Consider the following 17,752-nt stretch of genomic DNA (forward strand, 5'->3'; position numbering starts at 1 on the left):
TACCGGGCGTTTTTACTGACCATACGAGCGAAGGGTAGCAATCAGGGAGAGAGTGTGCAGCGCGATACTTATGTTTTAAAACGGTCTTTTCTGCAATGGCTGCACAAGCGCAGCAATCCTGGCCTGATAGTTAACCTCTGTTTTTTGGTCGTCCTGATCTTCTCAACCCTCCTCACCTGGCGCGAGGTAGTGGTGCTGGAAGAAGCCTACATCTCCAGCCAGCGCAACCATCTCGCTACGGTCGCCACGTCACTGGACAGGCAGCTGCAGTTCAGCGTCGACAAGATGCTTTTTTTTCGCAACAGCATGCGCGACGCGCTGCAGACGCCGCTGGCATTTGGCGTACTGCACGATGCCGTCGGGCGTTTTGAAACGTTACGTCACACCGCCAACTGGCAAATCGCCGTCGATAAAAACCGCACGCTCCCGATTAACGGCGTTTCCGATGCCTTTGTTGAAAAGACCACGCTGCTCAACCGTGATGAAGAGCATCTGACCAACGAGCTCTCCGCCGCGCTTGAAGTGGGCTATCTGCTGCGGCTGGCCTCGTCCGGCACGCGGAAAGAGGAGAGGGTGGTCTATGTCTCGCGCGCCGGATTTTTCCTCGCAACGGATACGCCTGCACGGCCGCAGGATATTTCTCCCCGCTATTATCAGCTGGTCACGCTGCCCTGGTTTAGAGAGCAATCTGACCGGGATAACCGTGCGCGGGCGGTGCGCTGGTTCATTTCACCCGCCTCAGTCTTCGTCGGCAACCAGCCGTTCATTACCGCCAGCGTCCCGATCTATTACAACCATTACTGGTATGGCGTGGTGGCGATGGACTTCACCTTTGCAACCATGAAGCGCCTGCTGGTGGATGCCATGGACGATCGCGCCGAAGGGGAGTATCAGCTTTACGATACCCGCCTGAATATGATCGCCACCTCGGAGACGCCCGCAGCCACGGGAAATCAGTTTGACGAGCGTGAGATGGCGCAGATTGCACGTGCGATAGAAACCGATACCCAGGGCGGGATTCGTCTTGGAAGCCGTTTTATCAGCTGGGAGCGCCTGGACCACTTCGATGGCGTTGTCCTGCGGGTACATACCCTTCACGAAGGCGTACACGATGAGTTCGGCAGCATTAGCATCGTGCTGGCGCTCCTGTGGGCGCTATTTACCGCGATGCTGCTGATCTCCTGGCTGGTTATCCGTCGGATGGTCAGCAACATGTACACCCTTCAGCACACGCTGCAGTGGCAGGCGTGGCACGATCCCCTCACCCGGCTGAATAACCGTGGCGCGCTGTTTGAGCGGGCAAAAATGCTGGCTAAGCAGTGCCAGCAGCAGTCGCTGCCGTTTTCCGTAATCCAGATCGATCTCGACCACTTCAAAAGCATTAACGACCGGTTCGGCCACCAGGCGGGCGATAAGGTGCTGTCGCACGCGGGAGGACTGATTGCCAGCGCGCTGCGTCCCAACGACGTCGCGGGACGCGTGGGTGGGGAGGAGTTTTGCGTTGTGCTGCCGGGAGTCGGGCTTGCGGAGGCGAGCGCGGTGGCTGAACGCATCCGCGCGCGAATCGACAGTAAAGAGATACTGGTGCAAAAAAGCACAACCCTGCGCATCAGCGCGTCGCTTGGCGTGAGCAGCGCGCAGGAAAAGGACAACTACCAGTTTGAACAGCTACAGTCTATTGCAGATGCACGCCTGTATGAGGCCAAGCAGGGCGGGCGTAACCGGGTTGTGTCGAACGGTCACGAGAAGAAGTGATTGAGCCCTTCACGCCAGCCTGCCGGGCCGGAGTGTTGCGTATGATACACCCGGGCCGGGTTATCATCCTTGAGCGTAATGCCGTGGCGGTTGATACCCTTTATCGCCACCGCGAAGTCCACGCTGTCCAGAAGAGGGGCATCATTGGGGCCGTCGCCGAGTCCTAGCGTCGTGGGCACGGCGCCCTCGCGCGCGCGGTATTGCTCAACCAGCCAGCCGATCGCCACGTCCTTACCGCAGCGCGCGTCCAGCACGTGCCAGAAGCGTGCTCCCTGCAGGCACTGCAGGCCATGACCGGCCAGCGCCTCTTCAAAACGCACCATATTCTCATCGCTGTCGCGCCAGATAAGGGTAACGGAGGCTTCGTGCTGGCGAGCAAGCAGAGAACGATGTCGGTTCAGCCCCGTCCACTCGGCGATTACCCGCTCATCCACATCGTCAAAGGTGGTGAATTTGAAGCCTGTCTGCTCGCGAAGTTGCGCAAGTAGCGGATAAATCTCGTTATGCTTCATCCCGTTAAGATGACGCTTAACACTCTCCCAGCGCACGTCTGGCTGAATCACCGCACCGTTTTCGGCAATAAAGGGCAGGCCTTCCATGCCGAGATCCTGCTGAATATCCAGCATTTCGGCGGCCGTCTTGCTGCTGCAGAGAATGACCGGCACCTGATAATTTTGCAGTTTATCCAGCCAGGGTTGCGCTGGCTGCCATTCATAGGTGTGAATATCCAGCAGCGAGCCGTCAAGATCGGAAAAAATCAGCAGCGGGTCCTGAAGTGAAAGCATAAGGTCTCCTGATACAAAATGGATGTCATCCTAAGAATATTCCTAAAAACATTCCGGGTGGCGAAGCGAAAGAGATGGAACCGATCCCGGCAAACCCGCGCGCGATGCATGCTGAACAACATAAGAAAAATTTATATGCATAAAATATAATATTCACTATGAGAATATATCCTTGTCATACAAATTCGTTGGGGATAATGTTTTGCGTACATCAGATTTCCTGGTGTAACGAATTTTCAAGTGCTTCTTGCATAAGCAAGTTTGATCCCGGTCATCCCCATGACCGGGATTTTTTTCGCCCTAACGGTTCGCTTCAGACACGCTAAAGTCATGGATGTCGAGTTCAAAGGCCTCGGCCAGCTCGCGGTAGGTGTGGTAGTCCCTACCGTTGACGATGACCCTTTCGGACCGATCGTCGGTGCGACGGACGTCAGACTCGCTTATCTCATTGATGGCAGCCAGCAGGGCATCGACGTCCACTTCAACGTCGCGTTTGATGGTGTCGCTGTACGCTTTCTCGGTTTTCATTACGGAGTCCTCATTCAACCGTGTTCACGGTAAGTATAGACTGCACACAAAAACGCCATTCGCGCCCCGTAGCGATGTGTGTTTTTGCGTTTTGTTCTACACTGGCTCAAAACCACAGGAGGAACGTATGAAGGTCAACGATCGGGTAACCGTTAAAACGGACGGTGGGCCGCGCCGCCCGGGGGTGGTGCTGGCAATAGAAGAGTTTAGTGAAGGCACAATGTACCTGGTATCTCTGGATGACTACCCGCTCGGCATCTGGTTCTTTAACGAACTGGGGCATCCGGACGGCATCTTCGTGGAAAGAGCAGAATAGCATCACGTCGGGCGGCCATCTGCGTGCCCGACCCCTGCTGTAAACGCAAAAATCTCTGGCAAGGCCAGAGATCGTGTAGGGTACTAAAGGTTAAAAAATGACTAGCGCATATTGACGAAAATCCCGTTCGTCACATTATCCGTCAGGCGAACGACGTGATAGATCACTTGCTTATTATGCGTTTTAATTTTCCGTTTAATATTTCCTTTATGTGACGAAACGGTCTTGGCTTTGATATTCATCTGGTCAGAAATTTGAATCGTCCCTTGTCCTGCCATCCACATCCTCAGCATGCTGGATTCAGTCCTGCTTAATGAAAGCGTGGGTAAGTTAATCGCTCCTACATTCTTAACTTCTTTATTCAAATAATCACCCAGAATGTCATCCAGCGACTCTGGCTTTATCGATTTAGAACTGATCAATAAATTTTTTCGGACCAATAAATACTCGTCGAAGTGAATATTAGCGATAGCCATAAACACAATAAACAAGGTCTTAGGATGCTGATTAATGATTTGCTTAATGTGCTGACTGTTGGCCGGATCGTGAATAAAACAGTCCTCATTAATAAACACCACGCCTGGCTTGTGTTCATCACAAGCGGCTGCGAGTTCGTCAACGGTGTGTGCATCGTTGATGTCTCTCTTTCTTACCCCTCTGCTTGCCAGATACCCGGTTAACCCTAGCCGGGTGTAGCTGCATAAATCCATAATGATCGTTGACATGGCATACCCTCACTCAATGCGTAACGATAATTCACCATCTGCCTGAGAGCTCATAAACAGCCATACGGGATGGAAAAACGTAATAAAACCTGTGAGCATGACAAAGACTTTCAGGCGGACTCACTATCCCGTAAAGTTACGTATAATTTGCCAGGAATCTTCTTAAAGTAAAGTAAATATTAAGTATTGTGAGGTGCTTAGAAACAATTAAACCGCGTCAGATATATCCTGGTAGATGTTTTTCGTGATTTATTTTAGGAATATCCTCAGAGAGACAATATAAACGGTGAGGTCTATTATTTACGCGGCAGTTCGCTGACAATATCCGCTAACAGATTGAATATCTCGCTGAATAAATGTTCGCAGAAGGGGGCGATAAGTGGCATTAGCAATGACATTAATAAAAGACCGACGGTCAGCGTGACCGGAAAACCAATTACGAATACGGACAATTGCGGTGCCATTCTGTTCAGTAAACCTAATGCAAGGTTAACCGTCAGCAGCAGGGTGATAACCGGCAGCGCCAGCATCAGCCCGTTGAGGAAAATCAGCCCTGCGGCGCGCACGAGCGCCAGAAACGCATTGCTGTTCACCGGGTTCTCGCCAATCGGCAGCGTGTGGAAGGTATCAACCAGCATAGAAATGAGCCACAGGTGCCCGTTGAACGACAGGAACAGCAGCATGGCCAGCAGATCGATAATGCGTGCCAGCACGGGCATGTTCAGGTGGCTGCCGGGATCGACGAAGGTGGCAAAGGATAGCCCCATCTGCAGGCCGATCAGTTCCCCGGCGGTACGCACGGCGGCAAAGGCGAGCTGCATGGTAAAGCCGACGGCGACGCCAATCATAACCTGCTGCAGCGCAACCCATACCGCATTGGCCGAGAAGATCGGAATGTCGACGGGGGGCAATGACGGGGCAACGATGATGGTTATGATAATGCCCAGCCCGACCTTAACGCGCTTGGGAATCGATTTTTCACTCAGAATAGGGGCCGTGGAAATCAGCGCCATAATGCGCAGCATCGGCCAGAAGTAGAGGCCGAGCCACTGTACCCATTGATCGCTGGTGATCTGCAGCATCGTTGTCTCAGCCGATGATGTACGGCAGATTGGTAAACAGGTTGCGCATATAGTCCAGCAACAGGTTCAGCATCCACGGGCCGGCGACAATAATCGCCACGAACACGGCGATGATTTTCGGAATGAACGACAGCGTCATTTCGTTAATCTGCGTGGCGGCCTGCAGAATACTGATAATCAGGCCGGTCACGAGCGCGACAAGCAGCAGCGGCGCGGCAACGGCAATCGCGACCTTCATCGCCTCCGTGCCCATCATCATGACCGATTCGGGTGTCATCGCGCGCTCCTCAACTGTAGAAACTTTGCGCCAGGGAACTCACCAGCAGCTGCCAGCCGTCCACCAGCACGAAGAGCATGATCTTGAAGGGCAGGGCAATGGTGGCGGGCGGCACCATCATCATGCCCAGCGCCATCAGGACGCTCGCGATAACCAGGTCGATAATCAGGAACGGGATAAAGATCGTAAAGCCAATCTGGAAGGCGGTCTTCAGCTCGCTGGTCACGTAGGCGGGCAGCAGAATACGCATAGGCACGGCTTCAGGCCCCTGCAGCTCGCCCGTGTTGGCAAGCCGGGCAAACAGCGCTAAATCCGCCTCGCGCGTTTGACGCAGCATAAATTCGCGCAGCGGCTGCGCCCCTTTTTCCAGCGCGACCTGCATCGAGATTTTATCTTCACTGAACGGCTGATAGGCGTCGGTATAAATCTTATCGATCACCGGCGACATAATGAAAAATGTCAGAAACAGGGCCAGGCCAAGCAGCACCTGGTTCGGGGGGGCGGAAGGCGTACCCAGCGCGTTACGCAGCAGGCCAAAGACGATAATGATGCGGGTGAAGCTGGTCATCATCAGCAGGATCGCCGGAATAAAGGTCAGCGAGGTGATGAATACCAGGGTCTGTACCGGGAGCGACCAGCTTTGCCCGCCACCGGCCATCGGCGTCGATATCAGGCCCGGCAGTTGCGCGTGCGCGGCAGGCGCGAACAGGACAAGACCCGCAAGCGTAAGGGATAACAAACGGCGCATCAGGATCTCCCGGAACGCTTTAGCAAACTCTTCATCACGGACTGAAAATCCGCAGGGACTTCTGCGCTCTCGTCACCGGTTTGGGGTGCAGGCGGCAGTTTATGTAATACGCTGATATTGGAGGACGTCACGCCCAGAACCAGACGGGCGTCCTCGACCTCGACGATGACCACGCGCTCGCGCGGCCCCAGCGACGCGCTGGCGCTGACCTTCAGCCCGCGAGTGCCGGCGGTTTTACCCGCCAGGCCAAAACGCTTTGCCAGCCAGGCCGCGATAAGAATAAAGGCAATAATACCGAACAGCGCGCCGCTCACCTGGAGCAGCGGTGAACCGGGAACGGCAGAGGGTTGTGATACTGTTGCCTGGGTTTTCATTCTTAACGGCTCAGACGACGCATACGTTCAGAGGGGGTAATGATGTCGGTAATACGCACGCCGTATTTATCGGCGACGACCACGACCTCACCCTGGGCAATCAGATAACCATTGATCAGAATGTCCAGCGGCTCGCCCGCTAAACCGTCCAGCGCCACCACGGAACCCTGCGTCAGGCGCAGCAGCTCTTTAATGGTCATGCGGGTGCGGCCCAGCTCTACGGTCAGCTTAACCGGGATATCCATAATCAGGTCGATATCCTGCAGCGTGCCGCTCACGTCGCCGCCGCCCAGCTGCTGGAATACCGCATCCGCCGCGCTTTTGCTCGGGGTGGATTGTTGCTCGTTTAACGCGTCAGCCCACAGATCGTCCAGTGCTCCGCTGTTCTCATCGGACGGATTGTTCATGTCACTCATTTGGGCTGTTCCTCATTCAGCGAATTCAATATCGGGTTGATCAAGTGCTCAACGCGTAACGCATACTGGCCGTTAAGTGTGCCGTACTGACTGGTCAGAACCGGGACACCATCCACATGGGCAATAATGCGGTCGGGTTTTTCTATCGGCAGCACGTCGCCGGGTTGTAATTTCAGTATCTGGGATAGCCGCAGCGGGATATCGGCAAAGCTCGCGATCAGCTCAAGCTGCGAGTGCTGCACCTGGCGCACCAGGTTTTCGCGCCAGTTCTGATCTTCGTGACGAGAGTTTTCCAGCGGCGGGTTAACCAGCAGCTCGCGCAGCGGTTCGATCATGCTGAACGGCAGGCAGATGTTGAACTCGCCGGTCAGGTTGCCGATCTCCACGTGGAACGGGGTATTCACGACGATATCGTTCGGCGAGGTGGTGATATTGGTAAATTTCACCTGCATCTCGGAACGCACGTACTCCACTTCCAGCGGGTTAATCGCCTTCCACGCGTCGCTATAGGACTCCAGCGCCAGCTTCAGCATGCGGTTAATGACGCGCTGCTCGGTATGGGTAAACTCGCGGCCTTCCACTTTGGTCGGGAAACGTCCGTCGCCGCCGAACAGGTTATCCACCGCAATGAACACCAGGCTTGGCGAGAACACCACCAGACCCGTGCCGCGCAGCGGCTTCAGATGGATCAGGTTAAGGTTGGTCGGCACCGGCAGGTTGCGGGCAAACTCGTGGTACGGCTGAATGCGGATCGCGCCGACGGTGATATCCGGACTACGTCGCAGCAGGTTAAACAACCCCATACGGAACTGACGCGCAAAACGTTCGTTGATGATCTCCAGCGCCTGCAGACGTTCACGCACCACGCGGCGCTGGGTATTCGGGTCATAGGGACGAATATTATCGTCGCCCGTCAGCCCCGGCTGGGGATCGTCACTCTTATCGCTGTCGCCGTTAAGCAACGCATCGATTTCTGCCTGTGAAAGAATACTGTCGCCCATGTCGTTACCGCAGAATGAAGGCTGTATACAGAACGTCAGTGACTTCCTGCTTAGGTTGGCCGTTTACCAGCGGGGTCGCCAGCGTTTGCTTAATGGCATCGACCAGTTTTTGCTTACCGTCATCGGTAGCGAGCGTAGACGCGTCCTGGCGAGAGAACAGCAGCAGCAGACGGCTGCGCACTTCCGGAAGATAGTCGTTCAGACGAGCACGGGTCGCTTCGTCCTTCAGGCGCAGGGTGATACCCACATAAAGCACGCGATCCGCATCGCCCAGGTTCACGGTAAAGGTATCCAGAGGGAAGAATACCGGTGCCGGCGGCGGAGGGGGTTCAGCTTTGGCTGACGCAGTGGAAGGTTCCTGCTGCATACGCCAGTAACTGTAGCCCGCGGTAGCGCAGGCGGCGAGCGTGATCAACACCAGCAGCGGGATCCAGATGGAACGCTTACTTTTTTTGGTGATAGCGGAGTCAGTCATCTGATACGAGCTTCCTGTTTCGGTACAGCTTAATACGGTGATTATCCCGTGTCCGCCTTATCTCAAAGCGTGGAAAAGACGGGGATAATCACGCTACCTCTGGCGTTTAGGCGAAGATATCTACCGCGCCGTTGCCGCGCGCGGCGGATTGCAAGGCCGCCGGGACAGCCAGCAGCTCGTCATTTTCGTCGTTAAAACCCTGCTGGCCGGAGCGTGAAGACTGTTGCTGCTGCTGAGAAGCAGACTGCTGCTGGCCGGAGAAACTCTCGCTGCTGACGCTGCTTTGTGACAGCTGTATACCGCTTTCCGCCAGCGACGTGCGCAGCATCGGTATAGCCGCCTCCAGCGCCGCGCGCACGTGGCTGTGCGGGGACATCATCTGCAGCTGGGCCTGGTTATCGTCCAGCTTGAGCGAGATCTGCACCTGGCCGAGATCGTCCGGATGTAAACGCAGCTCCGCCGTCTGCTGGCCCTGCTTCGTGAACAGCGTGATGTGCTGGCTCAGGTTCTGCTGCCATTCTGGCGTGCCCAGCGGCTGGCTGAGTACGGGTGCCGTGGCGACGGTGGCGGCAGGCTGGGCGGTTGCCTGGCTCGTGACGACAGGGGCCAGCGTGGCCGTCGGCGCTGTTGTGGAAGAGGCGCTGGCGAGATCCTGCTTCTCTGCCGCGACGGCGACAGCCGGTGTCGCCGGCACGCTGGCGGGTACGGCGGTATCGACGTTTTGTGCCTGATACGGCGCGGCGGTCTGCGCTTTTTCATGGCCCGTCAGCGCGTTGCTCAGGGTCGGCTGCCCCGCACTCTTTTGCGTCAGCGCGGCGGCGGGCAGGGCTGAGATGTCGCTACTGCCTTCTGCCCGTGGCGTGACGGGTGTGGTCGTCTGCTGGTGCGGCAGCATGGCCATCAGCGCGCTCAAGCCCGCAAGCTCTTCTTCGCTGAGGTCGGTTTTCGCGTCGTCTTTTGCCGCGGACGTGGTCAGCGACTTGAGGGCATCGCCGTGAGAGGTGGGCATCAGCCCGGACGCGAGCGTTTGCAGCGAGGTGGCCTGCAGCGCGTCATCGTCCGTCAGCGTCGTCTGACGAGCGAGCAAATCGGCAATTTTTGCCTGCAGGGTGGTATTTCCCTCGGCGTCCTGCGCGACCTTAGAGAGCTTGCCGCCTGCGGCTTTCAGATCGGCCAGCGTCAGCGGCGCCTCTTTGCCCTGAGCGCTTGCGTCGGACAATGCGCCCGCCAGCAGCGCAAGAAAGTCTTGTGCGCCGTCGGCCCCTTTACCCGTCTGCGCGCCGCCTGACGTATCGCTGTCGGTCATCAGCAGTTGTTGCAGTGTGATCATTCCGGTTTCCTCATTGATGCGCGCTGGGCAAACTCATCCATTTTCTTCTGATCCTGACGGTTTTCCGCCAGGGTTGCGGCCGCGATCTGCCTGTCCTGTAACGTCTGCCAGGCCTGCAGCCGCTGCTTTTTCTCGCGCCAGAAATTGAGCGCGGTGTCGACTTTTTGCGTCCACTGGTTCAGCTGCTGGCGATGCTGCTCAATCGCCTTTTCCAGGGTCTGGATAAACTGCTGATAGTTAATCCAGCGCTGGCTGCCAATGCCCTGCGTCATGTCGGTATTCAGGCTGGTGCGATACTCGTGCTGGTAGTCGATTAACATCTTCAGCTGCTCTTCCGCCTGCTGGCACCCGCGCCGCATTGCGCCAAGCTGCAGTGCGGCATCATCCACTTCTTTTTCAGCCAGATCTTTTAGCGTTGATAACGCGCTATTTTGCGCCATAACCTTCGCCCTCCACCTGTGTTACGCCTGCGGGAAAATCAGCTCCAGAGCCTGGATCGAGTCATCCCAGTCGGCGCGTTCAAAAATACCCTGTTGCAAAAACGCCTCCAGCTGCGGCCACAGGGTAATCGCTTTGTCGAGCATCGGGTCGCTGCCTTTGGCATACGCCCCGACGCTCACCAGGTCGCGGTTGCGCTGGAAGCTGGAGAGCAGTTGTTTGAAGTTACGCACGCGGGCGTAGTGCTTCTCGGTTATCAGCGCCGTCATTGCGCGGCTGATGGACGCTTCAATATCGATGGCCGGATAGTGCCCGGCTTCGGCCAGACGGCGCGACAGCACGATGTGACCGTCGAGGATCGCACGCGCGGAGTCGGCAATCGGGTCCTGCTGGTCATCGCCTTCGGTCAGCACCGTATAAAACGCGGTGATAGAGCCGCCGCCGCTGATGCCGTTCCCCGCACGCTCAACCAGCGCCGGGAGCTTGGCAAAAACCGAGGGCGGATAGCCTTTGGTCGCGGGCGGTTCGCCGATGGCCAGCGCGATTTCACGCTGCGCCATCGCGTAACGGGTCAGGGAGTCCATGATCAGCAGGACGTGCTGGCCGCGGTCGCGAAAATCTTCGGCGATGCGGGTCGCGTAGGCGGCACCCTGCATACGCAGTAAGGGTGATACATCCGCCGGGGCGGCGATCACCACCGAGCGGGCGCGGCCTTCCGCACCCAGAATGTTTTCGATGAAGTCTTTCACTTCGCGCCCACGCTCGCCGATCAGCCCGACGACGATCACATCGGCCTGGGTATAGCGCGCCATCATGCCGAGCAGCACCGACTTACCGACGCCAGAACCGGCGAACAGGCCCATACGCTGACCGCGCCCCACGGTGAGGAGGGCGTTGATCGGACGCACGCCGGTATCCAGCACGTGTTCGATGGGGGTACGCTGCAGGGGGTTAAACGGCTGGGTGATCAGCGCGCCGGTTTCGGTGGTGTCCGGGGAGGGCAGGCCGTCGAGCGGCTTGCCGCTGCCGTCCAGCACGCGCCCCAGCAGGGCCGGACCGAGCGGTAACTGCTTGCCGCTCTGCAGACCGTCGCCGGAACTGTTTTTCGCATAAACGCGCGCGCCGGGCAGGATGCCTTCCACCTCTTCAAGCGGCATCAGGAACAGGCGCTGGCCGTTAAACCCGACCACTTCGCTTTCGACTTCACGCATTTCCAGCCCGTCCTGACGTTCAATCACGCAGGTTGCGCCCAGCGGGAGCTGGAGGCCGGTCGCTTCGAGCACCAGGCCGGTCGCGCGGGTTAATCGCCCGTAACGACGAACGGACGGCAGCTGGGCCATCTTCGTCTCAAAATTATCGAGGGTGTTGAGCCAGCGCGTAAGGCGTGCGGTCATCAGACGACTCCCGGCGCCGCCAGGCGGCACAGTTCCTGCCAGCGGGTGGCAACGCTGGCGTCCAGATCGCCCTCATCGGCAGAGACTTTACAGCCACCGTGATGCAGGGACGGATCGCCGCGCAGCCGCCAGCCGTGCAGGCTTAACGTGGCGCCCAGGCTCTCCTCGACGCGCTGGAGATCGTCCGGGTGCACGCGCAGCTGCGGCTTGCCGCTGAACAGCGGCTCCTGCTGGAGCAGCCCCTGGATCTGCTTAATCAGCGCCGAGTTATCGACGGTTGGCGTCTGGCCGATGACCTGACGCGCGGCTTCCAGCGCCATCTGCATCAGGCGCGACGCGATCACGCTGTCGAGCGCATCCAGCGTGTGCTGGAACTCGCTCACCAGCTGCTGCATACGCGCATGAATAGGCGCCTGCTGCTGGCGCGCCTGCTCTATGCCTTGTTCAATGCCTTTGGCAAGGCCTTCCTGATAACCCTGCTCCTGGCCTTTCATCCGGCCTTCGTTCATACCGGCGTTGAAGCCCTGCTCGTGCGCCTGCATCTGCATCTGGGCCAGCATCTGCGCACGCTGTTCTTCCTCGCTCAGCTCCGGTGCCACGGCCTCGCTGTCGCCCTCGTCGGACGACAGGATGGCGGGGGTAAACTCGGAGAGGGGAGGCGCCAGATCGTCAGGCGTCCAGCGCTTCCACGGCAGCTCGTTAGACATAGGTGTCGTCTCCGCTGCCAATCACCATCTCGCCGGTTTCCGCCAGACGACGAACGATAAGCAGGATCGCTTTCTGCTCGTTTTCCACCTGGGACAGACGCACAGGGCCGCGGTTGGCCAGGTCGTCGCGCAGGATGTCTGCCGCACGCTGGGACATGTTGCGCAGGAACTTCTCGCGCAGCGGCTGCTCGGCACCCTTGAGGGCGATAAGCAGCGACTCGGAATCCACTTCCTGGAGCAGGCGCTGGATGCTGCGATCGTCCACTTCGACCAGGTTTTCGAACAGGAACATCTCGTCGATGATTTTCTGCGCCAGCTCGCCGTCGAATTCGCGAACCGCCGTAATGACCGCTTCTTCCTGCTGCGTTTTCATCAGGTTGATGATCTCCGCTGCCGTTCTTACGCCGCCCATTTTGCTGCGCTTGAGGTTCTGGCCGTCGAGCAGGTTGTTCAGCACTTCGGTCAGCTCGGCCAGCGCGGCCGGCTGGACGCCGCCAAAGGTGGCGATACGCAGCATCACATCGTGGCGCAGGCGCTCTTCGAACAGCGCCAGGATATCGGCCGCCTGGCCGCGCTTGAGGTGGACCAGGATGGTGGCAATAATCTGCGGGTGCTCGTCGCGAATAAGGTCGGCGGCACTCTGCGGCTCCATAAAGTTGAGCGTTTCGATACCGCTGGCGGTATCTCGCGTTTCCAGAATATCTTCCAGCAGGCTGGCGGCACGCTCTTCGCCGAGCGCCTTGACCAGCACGGAGCGCAGGTATTCGTTGGCGTTGACGTTGAGCGCGGCAAACTGTTCGGCTTCCTGCTCAAACTCCGCCAGCACTTCGGTCAGCTGCTTGTTGGAGATCTGACGCACGTTGGCCATGGCCGCACTGAGAATTTGCACTTCTCTTTGCGAGAGGTGTTTAAACACCTCTGCCGCGCGATCTTCGCCAATGGTCATCAGCAGGATGACGCTTTTATCCGTACCCGTAAGCGTATTACTCATGTTCGTTACCCATCCAACCGCGGATGACCAGCGCGACGACGCGCGGATCGTTATCTGACATTTCGCGAATGCGCTGGCTCATCACCTCAGCGCCCATGCGCTGGTTAGCACGGCGCTGCTGCATCTGCTCGTCCTTGCTGAGACGAACCTCAACCGCTTCTTCCACTTCCTGGCGATTGTTCATCTGTTCCTGTGCGATCTTCTCAGCGGCGGCACGACGCTGGAGCTGAGGACGAACGCCCTTACGCCACAGCAGCCACGCGACGATCAGCACCAGCAGCCAGCGGCCAGCCGACATCAGCTGATCGATAAACGCCTGCTGTTGCCAGAACGGCAGTTCACCACCCGTTTCATCCACCGAGTTAAACGGTGAGTTGACCACGTTAAGCGTGTCGCCGCGCTTTTCGGAGTAACCCATCGCTTCGCGCGTCAGGTCTTCAATCTGCTTCATCTGGTCGGCGGTGAGCGGCAGCGGTTTACCGTCCGGCAGCGTTTTGTAGTTCACCACCACGGCCACGGAAAGGCGCTGAATATCGCCCACGTTCAGCTTGGTGTGGCGAATCGTGCGGTCGACTTCATAGTTAGTCGTTTCGTTACGGCTGGTGGTGCGTGGACCAGAGCTGTTCGCCGTCGTGGTCGTCTGCGGGTTATTCTGCTGACCGTTCTGCTGGTTTGCAGGAGGGGTAGAAATTGGCGCTGAGTTTGCCGGAGCAGGCTGGTTAGCCAGCGCGCCCGGTACGCCACCCGGATATTGACCGCCAATCTGTTCGTTCGAATTAATCTGGCGGGAGCGCATAACGGCCTGAGACGCGTCGCCGTTCGGGCTGTACTGCTCTTCTGTTTGCTCTTTATTGGCGAAATCTATCTGTGCGGTGACCTGGGCATGCACGTTGCTGTTGCCCACGACCGGGCCGAGGATCGCTTCGATACGGCGCTGCAGGCGGCCTTCCACATCGGCGGCATATTTCAGCTGCGCATCATTAAGGTCACGACCGGCGCTGTTGTTTTGCGTCAGCAGATGGCCGCTCTGATCGACCAGCGTTACGTTGCCCGGCGGTAAACCCGCCACGGCGCTGGAGACCAGGTGCGTGACCGCGCTGATTTGCCCTTCGTCCAGGGCACGGCCCGGCTCCAGGTTGACGGTAATGGAGGCGGAAGGGGATTTTTGCTCGCGGACAAACAGCGACGGTTTCGGCATGGCAAGGTGCACGCGGGCACTTTTCACCGGGCCTAAGGTTTCAATGGTACGAGCCAGTTCGCCCTCCAGCGCGCGCTGGTAGTTAACCTGCTCGCTGAACTGGCTGATACCGAATTTTTCCTGATCCAGCAGCTCAAAACCGACCGCGCCGCCTTTCGGCAGACCCTGCTGCGCCAGACGCAGGCGAAGTTCATGCACCTTATCCGCAGGCACTTCCAGCGCGCCGCCGTTATCAGCGAAGCGATAAGGGATGTTCATCTGGGTAAGCTGGGTGACGATGGCACCGCCATCCTGGTCGGAAAGGTTGCTGTAAAGGGTACGGTAATCAGGGCTTTTCGCCCACAGCACCATCGCAACAAGGATCGCAATGGCGGCAGCGCCTGCCACGATCAACGGGATTTTAGGGTTCGCGCGAAGGCGGTTCATCCACTCGAGTGATTTATTCTGTGGCGCTGTCGATGCTGTTGCACTCATTGCGCACCTCTTAAATCCTGGTGGTTTACGTTATTCGTGTAGAGAAACAAAACTGACTCCCGGGTCGGCAAACACGACAAAAGTTCCATACTGATGGCCCTGCCATTATTTGATGATTCGGGATTTTCTATGCGTCAAATAACCTGGTTTTTTAACGCTATTTACCGCCATTATCTGATTGACAAGCTGTTAGTCTTGACCGGGTAAAAAACCATCCAGGGGAAAGACATGGCTATACAGGGCATTGAAGGGGTAATCAGTCAGCTGCAGGCAACCGCGATGACGGCCCGTAACCAGAACGTGATGGACGAGCAGCCCACCATCAGCTTTGCGGGGCAACTGAACGCCGCCCTGGACCGTATTAGCGATAAACAAACCGCGGCGCGTACTCAGGCGGAGAAGTTTACCCTGGGTGAACCGGGCGTGGCGCTGAACGATGTGATGGCCGATCTGCAAAAAGCGTCGGTGTCCCTGCAGATGGGGATTCAGGTGAGGAATAAGCTGGTGTCGGCCTATCAGGAAATGATGGGCATGCAGGTTTAGGTTATCTAACCTAATGATATTTATTATTAATAATCATCCGATCCCACTGCGTGGGGCATGGATGGGGCAAACTCACTCAATTTCTGGTTGAGGATGAGTACCTGGTCCTGGTTATTTTCAGCCATCCAGGATCCGTATACCCGGTAAACCATTTGCGCGTCGGTGTGGCCCATTTGCTTCGCGATGAAGTTCGGGTTCGCACCGGCAGCTAACGACCAGCATGCATACGTGTGTCGGGACTGGTATGCTCTGCGATAGCGAATCCCGGCGCGTCGCATTGCCGCTTCCCACGACTGGTTAATCGATCCCACTGCGTAATGATGCCCGGCACGGCCATTACGTGATGCAATCTGCGGGTTGAACACGAACGTGCACGGATGCACATCGGTGCGGCCATATTCGCGCAGTTTCACCTCAACCTGATACTGCTTACCCAGGCGGGTTAATTCAGCCTGATTCTTCAGCACGTCGATAGCTGGCTGAATGAGGTTGATGATGCGGTCCGTTCCGGCCTCCGTTTTCGGAAGGGTGAACTCCTTCGTTAACGTGTGGTTCCGTCGGATCATCATCGTACCCGCTTTCAGGTCGATATCTTCCCAGGCCAGCGACACGAGTTCGCCGTGGCGCACACCGGTGTAGACGGCCAGCGACCACATGTTTTTCAGTTGCTGATTAGCGCAGGCGTTAATCATCCTGACGAACTCATCACGCGTCAGCGGGTCAGGCTCGCAGCGCGACCGCTTAAGAAGGGCTATCCCAGTGAACGGGCTCGCCCGGACATACCCGCTGTCAGCGGCAAACTTAAACATCCCGCCCATGATCTTCATGTAGTTGTTGACCGTTCTGACGGAGCGACCTCTTACCGGCGTTTTCTGTCCTGCCTTCAGGGTGTGATAACCGGTCAGCAATTCCTTCCTGATAAACAGCAGATCTTCCTGCGTTACTGCAGATACCAGCCTGTCACCGCCGATCCTTGGTACCATGTTGCGCGCTATAGATGAATAGCGAGACATCGCGTTGGTGCTGATCTCCATGCGTTTCAGTTCAAGCCACTTGTTAGCCAGCTCCAGCACGGTGATTTCCTTGCTCTCTACCCCAAACTTTCTCAGGTTCGGTGAATCTGGAAACTGGGCGGCATAGTTGAAGTTACCTGTCTTTATCGAAAAGCACACCGACGCGCGCAGCTCGCCAGCGATCTTTCTGTTTTTTGGTGTATCCGGCACGCCGAGGCTTTCACGCACCCGGCTTCCTTTATAGATGAACCATATGCGGAGCGTACCGCCATGATTCTCCACGCCTGTTGGGTATGCTGACTTAGCCATTATTCCCTCCTGACGTCCAAGAGCCCGCTAAGCATAAACGGATCTTCATTGGCGCGCACCTGGCTGTTTCTTTGACATGCTCTCAACCCACTGGTCGACAGCCTTGCGGTTGTACATGCATTCGCTGTTTTTCTTCGGTACGCCGTCCGGTGAGACGTGAAGGTATTCCCGGCCTACCATCCAGCATTTTTTGCGGGCCCGCTCGATAGTGCCCGGGCGAAGGCCGGTAATCTCGACGAGCTTTTCTTCGGTTACCCAGTCGTTGGGCACGATTAAGGTCATTTCGCTCATGGGTGTCTCCAGGCAATAAAAAACCGCCACAATGGGCGGTTTATTTTCAAACTCTAAATTTCACCGTAACTGTTTTTTATAGAACTCTGATATGGATTGCATTTTTTCTAATGGTACGACATTAGAAAATTCTTTATTTTTCCCATCAATCTTTAAATCTTCAAATATTGAATGGTGGAGGGAGTATACGAAGTACTCCTTGAAGTTAATTTTCTTCACATTGTTGGTGTTTATAAAGAAATCAAACTTCAGAAGATGTTTGTAGCGTTTATCAATTCTTTTAATATCTGCAATGGAAAGATAAAGCAAAGAAATTATTCTAAGTGTCTCTCCAATGTTTTCCTCTTTTAAAGGCACTTTATAATTATGTCTTACGACAATTTGATTACATTCATCTGCTTTTTTTGTGAGTGAGTCAATAATTTGCTTATCTAAAGCATCACTTCTATTTTGATAACCTACATAAGCATTTATTGCAGCGGCTATTGCTGCGCAAGAGGCTGCAATGGCTGAGAAAGTAGCGGGCTCTAACATTGATCTTCTCTTTTTATGGATGAAAATATGCAGTTTACTATAACCATT

The 17,752-nt window shown here is 56.5% G+C and carries 21 protein-coding genes and 1 pseudogene; 3 read left to right on the forward strand and 19 right to left on the reverse strand.

What is annotated here, in order from left to right; all coding sequences use genetic code 11:
- Positions 1-54: 54 nt before the first annotated feature.
- Positions 55-1,755 (forward strand): cellulose biosynthesis regulator diguanylate cyclase DgcQ, encoded by a 1,701-nt coding sequence (gene dgcQ, locus E0L20_RS00110; RefSeq protein WP_131632123.1) that lies wholly within the window; start codon positions 55-57, stop codon positions 1,753-1,755.
- Here the strand turns inward: dgcQ and E0L20_RS00115 are convergent.
- Both E0L20_RS00115 and yodD read right to left on the reverse strand, forming a co-directional pair.
- Entirely contained in the window at positions 1,740-2,540 is an 801-nt protein-coding gene (locus tag E0L20_RS00115) for a mannosyl-3-phosphoglycerate phosphatase-related protein (RefSeq protein WP_131632124.1), read from the reverse strand. The two genes, dgcQ and E0L20_RS00115, sit on opposite strands and share 16 nt — an antisense overlap.
- Before the next feature lie 300 nt (positions 2,541-2,840).
- Positions 2,841-3,068: a YodD family peroxide/acid resistance protein gene (gene yodD / locus E0L20_RS00120; RefSeq protein WP_131632125.1), complete on the reverse strand. Its 228-nt coding sequence runs from the start codon at positions 3,066-3,068 to the stop codon at positions 2,841-2,843.
- Positions 3,069-3,195: 127 nt separating this feature from the next.
- Between yodD and dsrB the strand changes: the two genes are divergently transcribed.
- Positions 3,196-3,384: a protein DsrB gene (gene dsrB, locus E0L20_RS23915; protein WP_207389430.1), complete on the forward strand. Its 189-nt coding sequence runs from the start codon at positions 3,196-3,198 to the stop codon at positions 3,382-3,384.
- 101 nt (positions 3,385-3,485) lie between these two features.
- On the opposite strand, the gene rcsA is transcribed toward dsrB, so the two are convergent.
- The 14 genes and pseudogenes from rcsA to fliF form a co-directional block, all read right to left on the reverse strand.
- Positions 3,486-4,109 (reverse strand): transcriptional regulator RcsA, encoded by a 624-nt coding sequence (gene rcsA / locus E0L20_RS00130; RefSeq protein WP_131632127.1) that lies wholly within the window; start codon positions 4,107-4,109, stop codon positions 3,486-3,488.
- A gap of 289 nt (positions 4,110-4,398) precedes the next feature.
- Positions 4,399-5,191: pseudogene (fliR, locus tag E0L20_RS00135) on the reverse strand (flagellar biosynthetic protein FliR); the annotation flags it as partial.
- A 7-nt stretch (positions 5,192-5,198) separates the two neighbouring features.
- Entirely contained in the window at positions 5,199-5,468 is a 270-nt protein-coding gene (fliQ, locus tag E0L20_RS00140; protein ID WP_003859587.1) for a flagellar biosynthesis protein FliQ, read from the reverse strand.
- Between the two features lie 10 nt (positions 5,469-5,478).
- Positions 5,479-6,216 carry a flagellar type III secretion system pore protein FliP gene (gene fliP, locus E0L20_RS00145; protein ID WP_131632129.1) on the reverse strand — a complete coding sequence of 246 codons (738 nt, stop codon included), beginning with the start codon at positions 6,214-6,216 and terminating at the stop codon, positions 5,479-5,481.
- Positions 6,216-6,590 carry a flagellar biosynthetic protein FliO gene (fliO, locus tag E0L20_RS00150; protein WP_131632130.1) on the reverse strand — a complete coding sequence of 125 codons (375 nt, stop codon included), beginning with the start codon at positions 6,588-6,590 and terminating at the stop codon, positions 6,216-6,218. The genes fliP and fliO overlap by 1 nt, the downstream gene beginning before the upstream one ends.
- 2 nt (positions 6,591-6,592) lie before the next feature.
- A complete protein-coding gene (fliN, locus tag E0L20_RS00155; RefSeq protein ID WP_028019594.1) occupies positions 6,593-7,006 on the reverse strand; it encodes a flagellar motor switch protein FliN in 414 nt (137 codons plus the stop codon).
- On the reverse strand, positions 7,003-8,007 hold the full coding sequence (gene fliM / locus E0L20_RS00160) for a flagellar motor switch protein FliM (protein ID WP_131632131.1): 1,005 nt from the start codon (positions 8,005-8,007) through the stop codon (positions 7,003-7,005). Before fliM ends, fliN begins: the two co-directional genes overlap by 4 nt.
- 4 nt (positions 8,008-8,011) lie before the next feature.
- Positions 8,012-8,482, reverse strand: coding sequence for a flagellar basal body-associated protein FliL (fliL, locus tag E0L20_RS00165; RefSeq protein ID WP_131632132.1), 471 nt, complete (start codon positions 8,480-8,482; stop codon positions 8,012-8,014).
- A 106-nt stretch (positions 8,483-8,588) separates the two neighbouring features.
- Positions 8,589-9,812, reverse strand: a complete 1,224-nt coding sequence (fliK, locus tag E0L20_RS00170) for a flagellar hook length control protein FliK (RefSeq protein WP_131632133.1) — start codon at positions 9,810-9,812, stop codon at positions 8,589-8,591.
- Positions 9,809-10,252: a flagellar export protein FliJ gene (fliJ, locus tag E0L20_RS00175; RefSeq protein WP_131632134.1), complete on the reverse strand. Its 444-nt coding sequence runs from the start codon at positions 10,250-10,252 to the stop codon at positions 9,809-9,811. The genes fliK and fliJ overlap by 4 nt, the downstream gene beginning before the upstream one ends.
- 21 nt (positions 10,253-10,273) lie before the next feature.
- Complete coding sequence (gene fliI, locus E0L20_RS00180) at positions 10,274-11,644, reverse strand: flagellar protein export ATPase FliI (protein ID WP_131632135.1); 1,371 nt, start codon at positions 11,642-11,644, stop codon at positions 10,274-10,276.
- Positions 11,644-12,351 carry a flagellar assembly protein FliH gene (gene fliH / locus E0L20_RS00185; protein ID WP_131632136.1) on the reverse strand — a complete coding sequence of 236 codons (708 nt, stop codon included), beginning with the start codon at positions 12,349-12,351 and terminating at the stop codon, positions 11,644-11,646. The genes fliI and fliH overlap by 1 nt, the downstream gene beginning before the upstream one ends.
- Entirely contained in the window at positions 12,344-13,342 is a 999-nt protein-coding gene (fliG, locus tag E0L20_RS00190; protein WP_089599455.1) for a flagellar motor switch protein FliG, read from the reverse strand. The genes fliH and fliG overlap by 8 nt, the downstream gene beginning before the upstream one ends.
- Positions 13,335-15,014, reverse strand: a complete 1,680-nt coding sequence (gene fliF, locus E0L20_RS00195) for a flagellar basal-body MS-ring/collar protein FliF (protein ID WP_131632137.1) — start codon at positions 15,012-15,014, stop codon at positions 13,335-13,337. The genes fliG and fliF overlap by 8 nt, the downstream gene beginning before the upstream one ends.
- A 228-nt stretch (positions 15,015-15,242) precedes the next feature.
- Here fliF and fliE point away from each other — a divergent pair, with 228 nt between their 5' ends.
- Positions 15,243-15,557: a flagellar hook-basal body complex protein FliE gene (gene fliE / locus E0L20_RS00200; RefSeq protein ID WP_131632138.1), complete on the forward strand. Its 315-nt coding sequence runs from the start codon at positions 15,243-15,245 to the stop codon at positions 15,555-15,557.
- Between the two features lie 26 nt (positions 15,558-15,583).
- Here the strand turns inward: fliE and E0L20_RS00205 are convergent, their stop codons facing one another.
- The 3 genes from E0L20_RS00205 to E0L20_RS00215 are packed head-to-tail and all read right to left on the reverse strand — an operon-like array spanning position 15,584 to position 17,704.
- Positions 15,584-16,879, reverse strand: coding sequence for a tyrosine-type recombinase/integrase (locus E0L20_RS00205; protein WP_131632139.1), 1,296 nt, complete (start codon positions 16,877-16,879; stop codon positions 15,584-15,586).
- A gap of 45 nt (positions 16,880-16,924) precedes the next feature.
- Complete coding sequence (locus tag E0L20_RS00210; protein ID WP_014070846.1) at positions 16,925-17,170, reverse strand: excisionase family protein; 246 nt, start codon at positions 17,168-17,170, stop codon at positions 16,925-16,927.
- Positions 17,171-17,230: 60 nt separating this feature from the next.
- Positions 17,231-17,704, reverse strand: coding sequence for a hypothetical protein (locus E0L20_RS00215; RefSeq protein ID WP_131632140.1), 474 nt, complete (start codon positions 17,702-17,704; stop codon positions 17,231-17,233).
- Between the last annotated feature and the right edge of the window lie 48 nt (positions 17,705-17,752).

This window comes from Enterobacter wuhouensis, from assembly GCF_004331265.1.
Lineage (GTDB): Bacteria > Pseudomonadota > Gammaproteobacteria > Enterobacterales > Enterobacteriaceae > Enterobacter > Enterobacter wuhouensis.

Bases quoted from the DNA above. Each gene is read 5' to 3' on its own strand.
- E0L20_RS00115 (WP_131632124.1), bottom strand. From the start codon at position 2,540: ATGCTTTCACTTCAGGACCCGCTGCTGATTTTTTCCGATCTTGACGGC.
- yodD (WP_131632125.1), bottom strand. From the start codon at position 3,068: ATGAAAACCGAGAAAGCGTACAGCGACACCATCAAACGCGACGTTGAA.
- dsrB (WP_207389430.1), top strand. From the start codon at position 3,196: ATGAAGGTCAACGATCGGGTAACCGTTAAAACGGACGGTGGGCCGCGC.
- rcsA (WP_131632127.1), bottom strand. From the start codon at position 4,109: ATGTCAACGATCATTATGGATTTATGCAGCTACACCCGGCTAGGGTTA.
- fliQ (WP_003859587.1), bottom strand. From the start codon at position 5,468: ATGACACCCGAATCGGTCATGATGATGGGCACGGAGGCGATGAAGGTC.
- fliP (WP_131632129.1), bottom strand. From the start codon at position 6,216: ATGCGCCGTTTGTTATCCCTTACGCTTGCGGGTCTTGTCCTGTTCGCG.
- fliO (WP_131632130.1), bottom strand. From the start codon at position 6,590: ATGAAAACCCAGGCAACAGTATCACAACCCTCTGCCGTTCCCGGTTCA.
- fliN (WP_028019594.1), bottom strand. From the start codon at position 7,006: ATGAGTGACATGAACAATCCGTCCGATGAGAACAGCGGAGCACTGGAC.
- fliM (WP_131632131.1), bottom strand. From the start codon at position 8,007: ATGGGCGACAGTATTCTTTCACAGGCAGAAATCGATGCGTTGCTTAAC.
- fliL (WP_131632132.1), bottom strand. From the start codon at position 8,482: ATGACTGACTCCGCTATCACCAAAAAAAGTAAGCGTTCCATCTGGATC.
- fliK (WP_131632133.1), bottom strand. From the start codon at position 9,812: ATGATCACACTGCAACAACTGCTGATGACCGACAGCGATACGTCAGGC.
- fliJ (WP_131632134.1), bottom strand. From the start codon at position 10,252: ATGGCGCAAAATAGCGCGTTATCAACGCTAAAAGATCTGGCTGAAAAA.
- fliI (WP_131632135.1), bottom strand. From the start codon at position 11,644: ATGACCGCACGCCTTACGCGCTGGCTCAACACCCTCGATAATTTTGAG.
- fliH (WP_131632136.1), bottom strand. From the start codon at position 12,351: ATGTCTAACGAGCTGCCGTGGAAGCGCTGGACGCCTGACGATCTGGCG.
- fliG (WP_089599455.1), bottom strand. From the start codon at position 13,342: ATGAGTAATACGCTTACGGGTACGGATAAAAGCGTCATCCTGCTGATG.
- fliF (WP_131632137.1), bottom strand. From the start codon at position 15,014: ATGAGTGCAACAGCATCGACAGCGCCACAGAATAAATCACTCGAGTGG.
- fliE (WP_131632138.1), top strand. From the start codon at position 15,243: ATGGCTATACAGGGCATTGAAGGGGTAATCAGTCAGCTGCAGGCAACC.
- E0L20_RS00205 (WP_131632139.1), bottom strand. From the start codon at position 16,879: ATGGCTAAGTCAGCATACCCAACAGGCGTGGAGAATCATGGCGGTACG.
- E0L20_RS00210 (WP_014070846.1), bottom strand. From the start codon at position 17,170: ATGAGCGAAATGACCTTAATCGTGCCCAACGACTGGGTAACCGAAGAA.
- E0L20_RS00215 (WP_131632140.1), bottom strand. From the start codon at position 17,704: ATGTTAGAGCCCGCTACTTTCTCAGCCATTGCAGCCTCTTGCGCAGCA.